Origin of the sequence: Gilliamella sp. Fer4-1 (assembly GCF_001690515.1) — a bacterium.
GTDB classification, from domain to species: Bacteria; Pseudomonadota; Gammaproteobacteria; order Enterobacterales; family Orbaceae; genus Gilliamella; species Gilliamella apicola_C.
In genome coordinates this window covers 1-5,900 of sequence record NZ_LZGZ01000164.1, presented here as the reverse complement: position 1 = coordinate 5,900, position 5,900 = coordinate 1, and the positions used below count along the sequence as shown (strand labels likewise).

Sequence of the window (5,900 nt, the reverse complement as noted above, 5' to 3'; positions counted from 1 at the left end):
CGATACAATGGTTAAAAAATAATAACAAAACATAAGGATGAAAAAGATTGTTAAAGTTTTTTAAAAAAAAGTATTTATTCATAGCCGTCATTACTTTTGCAATTATTTATATTACAAAAATAATTTTTTTCTCTTCGCAAACGACAGTTAATTATATTACGTCACCGGCAACAAAAGGCAATATTGAAAAAACAGTCCTAGCAGATGGGACAATTAGTGCATTTAAACAAGTCAGTGTTGGTGCTCAAGTTTCGGGTCAAATTAAAAAACTTTATGTTGAATTGGGTGATGAAGTTAAACAAGGCGATATGATTGCAGAGATTGACGATCTTAAACAAAGTAATGATTTAAAACAATCAGAAGCATCACTCAATAGTTTAGAAGCACAGCGTGAAGCTAAAAAAGCGAAATTAATTAACTATCAATTAACTTATGATCGCCATCGCAAGTTAGTTAATAAAGGCGTTGGTGCTCAATCTGATTTGGATGCAGCAAAAGCCGAGCTTGATGTAATTAAAGCCGATATTGCAGCACTTGATGCCGATATTGTTAAAGCACAAGTTGCTGTAGATACAGCGAAAGTGAACTTAGGATATACTAAAATTCGCTCACCTATTGATGGTGTAATTGTCGCAATTCCAGTCGATGAAGGGCAAACAGTTAACTCCGTGCAAAGTGCACCAACCATAGTTAAAGTAGCTCAGCTTGATAAAATGACCATTGAGGCACAAATTTCTGAAGCTGATGTGGTTAATGTTAAAAAAGGAATGCCAGTTTATTTTACTATTTTAGGTCAACCTAATAGGCGTTTTGATGGTTTAACTCTGCGCGCAATCGAGCCTGCGCCAGACTCGATTAATACAGAGGCAACCTCGTCAAGCTCATCATCCACAAAAAGTGCAATTTATTACAATGGGTTATTTGATGTGGATAATCCCGATCATATTTTAAGAATTTCAATGACAGCGCAAGTTTATATCGTTTTGTCCGAAGCAAAAGATGTGCTAACTATTCCTTCTCAAGCAATCCAAAAAAAATTAGACAAAAATAAAGCGGTTATTTATCTGTTAAATAAATATAAAGAAATTGAAGAGCGTGAGGTTATTTTGGGTGCCGATAACAATATCAATGTTGAAATAAAATCAGGTATTAAAGAAGGTGATATTGTTGTGGTCAGTAGTGCTAATGGCGCTTCAATAGGCAATAATGTAAGATCACCAAGGATTCGATTCTAACATGGGGAATAATATACCGCTTATCAAGCTTGAGAATATTGTTCGTGAGTTTCCTGCAGGAGATTCAACCATACAAGTTCTTAAAGGCATCAATCTGACAATTAATGCTGGTGAAATGGTAGCTATTATTGGGGCTTCAGGATCTGGAAAATCCACTTTGATGAATATTTTAGGCTGCCTAGATAAACCAACCTCAGGGACTTACTCTATTAGTGGACGCGCAACAAGGAAGTTATCCCTTGATGAGCTAGCTGAATTACGTCGTGAGCATTTTGGCTTTATCTTTCAACGTTATCATTTATTAAATGCACTAACCGCACGTGGAAATGTAGAAATTCCTGCTATTTATGCGGGTATTACCAGCGAGCAACGACAAAAAAGAGCGAATGAAATTTTAACCCGTTTAGGGCTTGCCGACAAAATAGATAATAAACCTAGCCAGTTATCGGGAGGACAGCAACAACGAGTCAGTATTGGTCGAGCTTTAATTAATGGTGGGCAAATTATTTTAGCTGATGAACCAACAGGAGCCCTCGATCGTAAAAGTGGTTTAGAAGTGATGGCAATATTACAAGAATTACACCAACAAGGTCACACCGTTATTATTGTTACTCACGATACAAATATTGCTAAAAGTGCCCAGCGAGTTGTTGAAATTAGTGACGGGAATATTGTTTCTGATTCAATTAACCCAAATTACCAATCTGAACAAAATTGCAATGCTAATCGCCAAGTTAAGCAGATCGAAGCGACTAAAACGCAAGATAATTTCTGGGCAAAATATTATCGTTTTCGTGATGCGTTTAAAATGGCTATTTTATCGATGGTCTCACAACGGTTACGAACTATTTTAACTATGTTAGGTATTATAATTGGTATTGCCTCTGTGGTGTCAGTTGTTGCGTTAGGTCAAGGTACCAAACAAAAAATTTTATCTAATATTAATTCATTAGGAACGAGTACTTTAGAAATTTATGCCGGATCGGGATTTGGTGATCGCAATGCGGATAAAATCACTACATTGCGCTCATCTGATGCGGATTTTTTAGCTCAACAAAGCTTTGTTCATAGTACGACCCCAAACCTTGCAACCAGTGTCTATTTTCGAATTAACAACCTTGCTGTAATAGGAACTGTAAATGGTGTTGGTGAGCAATTTTTTGCCGTTCGTGGCTATAATATTACACAGGGGAAATCTTTCGATGAAACAAGTATTATTGCTTCCACACAAGATGCGGTAATCGATGAAAATACGGTTAAACGATTATTTGCCAATCAAAATCCTATTGGAAAAATTTTAATGGTGGGACAATTACCAGTAAGAATAATTGGTATTGCTACCAAACAACAACAAGGGTTTGGTAGCAATGAGAGTTTAAATATTTGGTTACCTTATACCACAGTTATTAATCGTATGGTTGGGCAAACGTCATTAAAAAGTATTACGGTACGCGTTAACGATAATGTTGATCTATCGGTTGCTGAGCAAGCTATTAATCAAATTATGTTAAAAAGGCATGGCACAAAAGACTTTTATATTTTTAACTCAGACAATATACGAGAAACAATTAATTCCTCAACTTGGGTAATGACTCTATTGGTTTCAGCTATTGCGCTAATTTCACTTATTGTTGGCGGTATTGGGGTGATGAATATCATGTTAGTCTCGGTCACCGAAAGAACTCGCGAAATTGGTGTACGTATGGCGGTTGGTGCTCGTTCAAGTGATATACTACAACAATTTTTGATCGAAGCAGTATTAGTCTGCCTAATTGGTGGAACAGTAGGTATTTTACTTTCATTTGCTATTGGGTTTGTTTTTAATGCTGTTGTTACGTCATTTGCTATGAGTTTTTCCATTCTTGCCATTATTGCCGCATTTAGTTGCTCCAGTATAATTGGCATTATCTTTGGCTACTTTCCAGCAAGACGAGCTGCTAAGCTTGATCCTATTCATGCTTTAGAAAGAGAATAATCATATTCTTATAATAAAAAATCCCTTTGCGTAAAATAGCTATGCAAAGGGATGGTAATATTAGTACTAAACGCTTAACTTATCTATTAAAAATAATAGGTTATACTTTTAGTAAAAAATGATAACAATGATATATCATCACATTATTTTTTATCGGAATTTGTTTTTTGCTCTACTTTTGCATTAGGATCTAACCCAGCAACAAATGCAGTCACTCTTGCATAGTCATTAATAAATGCTTCATCACTAGTTATATTAAGTTGATTTGCTATGATAAAAAACTTACGATTAACAATAACAGTAGGAATAGACTCTGGTTTCATCTCTTTAATTGCACTTGCTTGTTGCGCCATAAAGGCTTTAACTAAAAAGCCATCTTTGGTTTTATCATACACTTCACCACTGATACCTAATTTTTCAAAAACCACTTTAATATCATCAGCTGTTTTTATTGTTTTATCTTTTTGAACTGCATTATAAAATGCAACTGAAGCTTTATCTTCAATACCAAGGACATTCGCTACAGCCCACGCTTGCGCAAGCTCTTTAGCTAGTGGTCCAAAATCCTCTAAATGATAACGTTTAAATTTGACCCCCTCTGGTAAAGCTTTACCAATGGTGTGCGAACCTTGATTTTGAATTTCAAATCTAAAACAGCTTGGACAATTAAACGAAAAAAACTCTATAACTTCTTTGTCGGGTGAAGGGTTTGTTGGTAATGCAGCATATTGTTTGCCTAATTCGATCGGCTCTGGCGCAGTTGTGGTTGTTGATACTTCGGATTTAGTTGTTGTTTTACCTTCATCTGCAAAACAGTTTACAGAAAAAAGTGCAATACTAATTGCTATCAGCGTTTTTTTCATATTCATAATCCTCCTTATTCTTTTATAATTCCACGTGCTTTTAACAACGCAGATTTAAAATCTTCTTCATAATCTTTTTTTAGGCCTGGAATAGCTTCGCTCTTATCTGAGCCTCGCATTTTTAAATGATAAATTAAAACTTCGTCACTCAAGTCCTTTAATTCACCTTCAAACCCCGCTTCTTGACCCAATTTAGCTAAAAATTGTAATAGGTTAAGATCTGAATCACTTTCCCAAGCGGGTTGTAATAATTCCATTACTTCATCAATACGATGACATTTCATAATTAATACCTTTTTTAATCCTCAAAGTAATTGAAGATGATGATATAAAATTTAATTTACATATTAAAAACAGGCTGGTATATACTCAATTTCATGAATAATTGAGCTGCTATGTTTAAAATATGTATGCTAAAACTTAAAACAACTTTGTTATATAGTAATGTTATTTTGTTTTTTGGCAATGCAAAAGAGAAATAATTTATGAAAAGTGTACCAATTACTGCAATTATTCTAGCAGGAGGGCAAAGTTTACGAATGAATGGTGATGATAAAGGATTACTGTTGTTAAACGGAAAACCGCTTTACCAACATGTCATTAACCATATCAAACCTCAAGTTGACTCAATTATGATTAACTGCAATAGTAATACTAATCAATATCGAAAAGCTCAATACCCAGTATTTAGCGATGATCTAACTGGCTATTTAGGGCCATTATCTGGCATTTACAGTGGGTTATTACGTAGTGAAACAGATTGGAATTTATTTGTTAGTTGTGATACCCCTTTCTTACCAAATGATTTAATCGCGCGTTTAGCAATACATACTTCAAACAGCAAAGCAATCTACCCGTGTGATGGTCAGTATAATCACCCAACTATTTTGCTTATTCATAAAGCAGTTATCCAAAAACTTAAATTGTATTTGGAACAAGGTAATCGTAAATTAATGTCATTTTTAGAACAAATTGATGCAAAATCCGTTGATTTTAATGATCAGACTTTTTGTTTTATTAATATCAATACGCCTGAAGAACTTAAACAAGCAAATCAAATAAAAAACTACTGAGATAGAAATAAGATAAGTATATCATCGGTATTAAGACTATTTATCAATAGATAATATAGCCTTAATAATGGGAGCAGGTTATTTTATTTAAAGTAGTTCATATCAACGCCTAATCGCTATTTATTTGTTATGCTAACCATTTCTGAAATTGCTCAGCAAATAATTCTATTTCTTCATCTTGTGTGGACCATGAGGTGCAAAAACGCAAACCAATGTGTTTAGCATCAGTTTGTCCAAGATTATCTACGGCGTAATGAGCAAGAATTTTTTCAGCCAGTTGGATTGGACAATTAACAAATAGCTGATTACTTTGTGGTTTGGCGATAAATGTTAACCCTGCTTTCTCAAATAGTGTTTTTAATTTATCAGCCATCTCATTACTGTGCTTCCCTAACTCAAAATAAAGATTATTTTGCATTAATGCTTTAATTTGTATGGCAATAATCCAGCTTTTGGCTAAGATTGCTCCTTTTTGCTTCATGCTAAAACGAAAATCTTGATTAATGGAAAGATTATTAAATATCACCGCTTCACCAGCAAAAGCCCCCACTTTAGTTCCACCAATATAAAATACATCAGTATATTTTGCTAAATCAGGAAAAGTAATATCATTATCTTTTGCCGTTAATGCCATCGCTAATCTTGCACCATCTAAATAAAGATAAAGGTGATTTTTTTGGCAAAATTGATATAGTTTTTTGAGTTCTTGCTTGGTATATACCGTACCGAGTTCTGTCGTATTTGAGATATAGAC

6 protein-coding genes are annotated in these 5,900 nt (G+C 34.3%); 3 read left to right on the top strand and 3 right to left on the bottom strand.

Annotated features, from left to right (window positions below; all coding sequences use genetic code 11):
• The first annotated feature begins 47 nt into the window (after positions 1–47).
• Entirely contained in the window at positions 48–1,235 is a 1,188-nt protein-coding gene (locus A9G30_RS05680) for an efflux RND transporter periplasmic adaptor subunit (protein ID WP_065588324.1), read from the top strand.
• A gap of 1 nt (position 1,236) precedes the next feature.
• Entirely contained in the window at positions 1,237–3,210 is a 1,974-nt protein-coding gene (locus A9G30_RS05675) for a MacB family efflux pump subunit (protein ID WP_065588323.1), read from the top strand.
• A gap of 143 nt (positions 3,211–3,353) precedes the next feature.
• Here A9G30_RS05675 and A9G30_RS05670 read toward each other — a convergent pair whose 3' ends face one another.
• Positions 3,354–4,079, bottom strand: coding sequence for a thioredoxin domain-containing protein (locus A9G30_RS05670; protein ID WP_065588322.1), 726 nt, complete (start codon positions 4,077–4,079; stop codon positions 3,354–3,356).
• An 8-nt stretch (positions 4,080–4,087) separates the two neighbouring features.
• Positions 4,088–4,357 (bottom strand): YihD family protein, encoded by a 270-nt coding sequence (locus A9G30_RS05665; protein WP_065568369.1) that lies wholly within the window; start codon positions 4,355–4,357, stop codon positions 4,088–4,090.
• Positions 4,358–4,558: 201 nt separating this feature from the next.
• On the opposite strand from A9G30_RS05665, the gene mobA reads away from it, so the two are divergent.
• A complete protein-coding gene (gene mobA / locus A9G30_RS05660) occupies positions 4,559–5,146 on the top strand; it encodes a molybdenum cofactor guanylyltransferase MobA (RefSeq protein WP_065588321.1) in 588 nt (195 codons plus the stop codon).
• 127 nt (positions 5,147–5,273) lie between these two features.
• Here the strand turns inward: mobA and A9G30_RS05655 are convergent.
• Positions 5,274–5,900: threonine aldolase family protein (locus A9G30_RS05655; RefSeq protein ID WP_141672015.1), on the bottom strand; the 627-nt coding region annotated here is incomplete at its 5' end.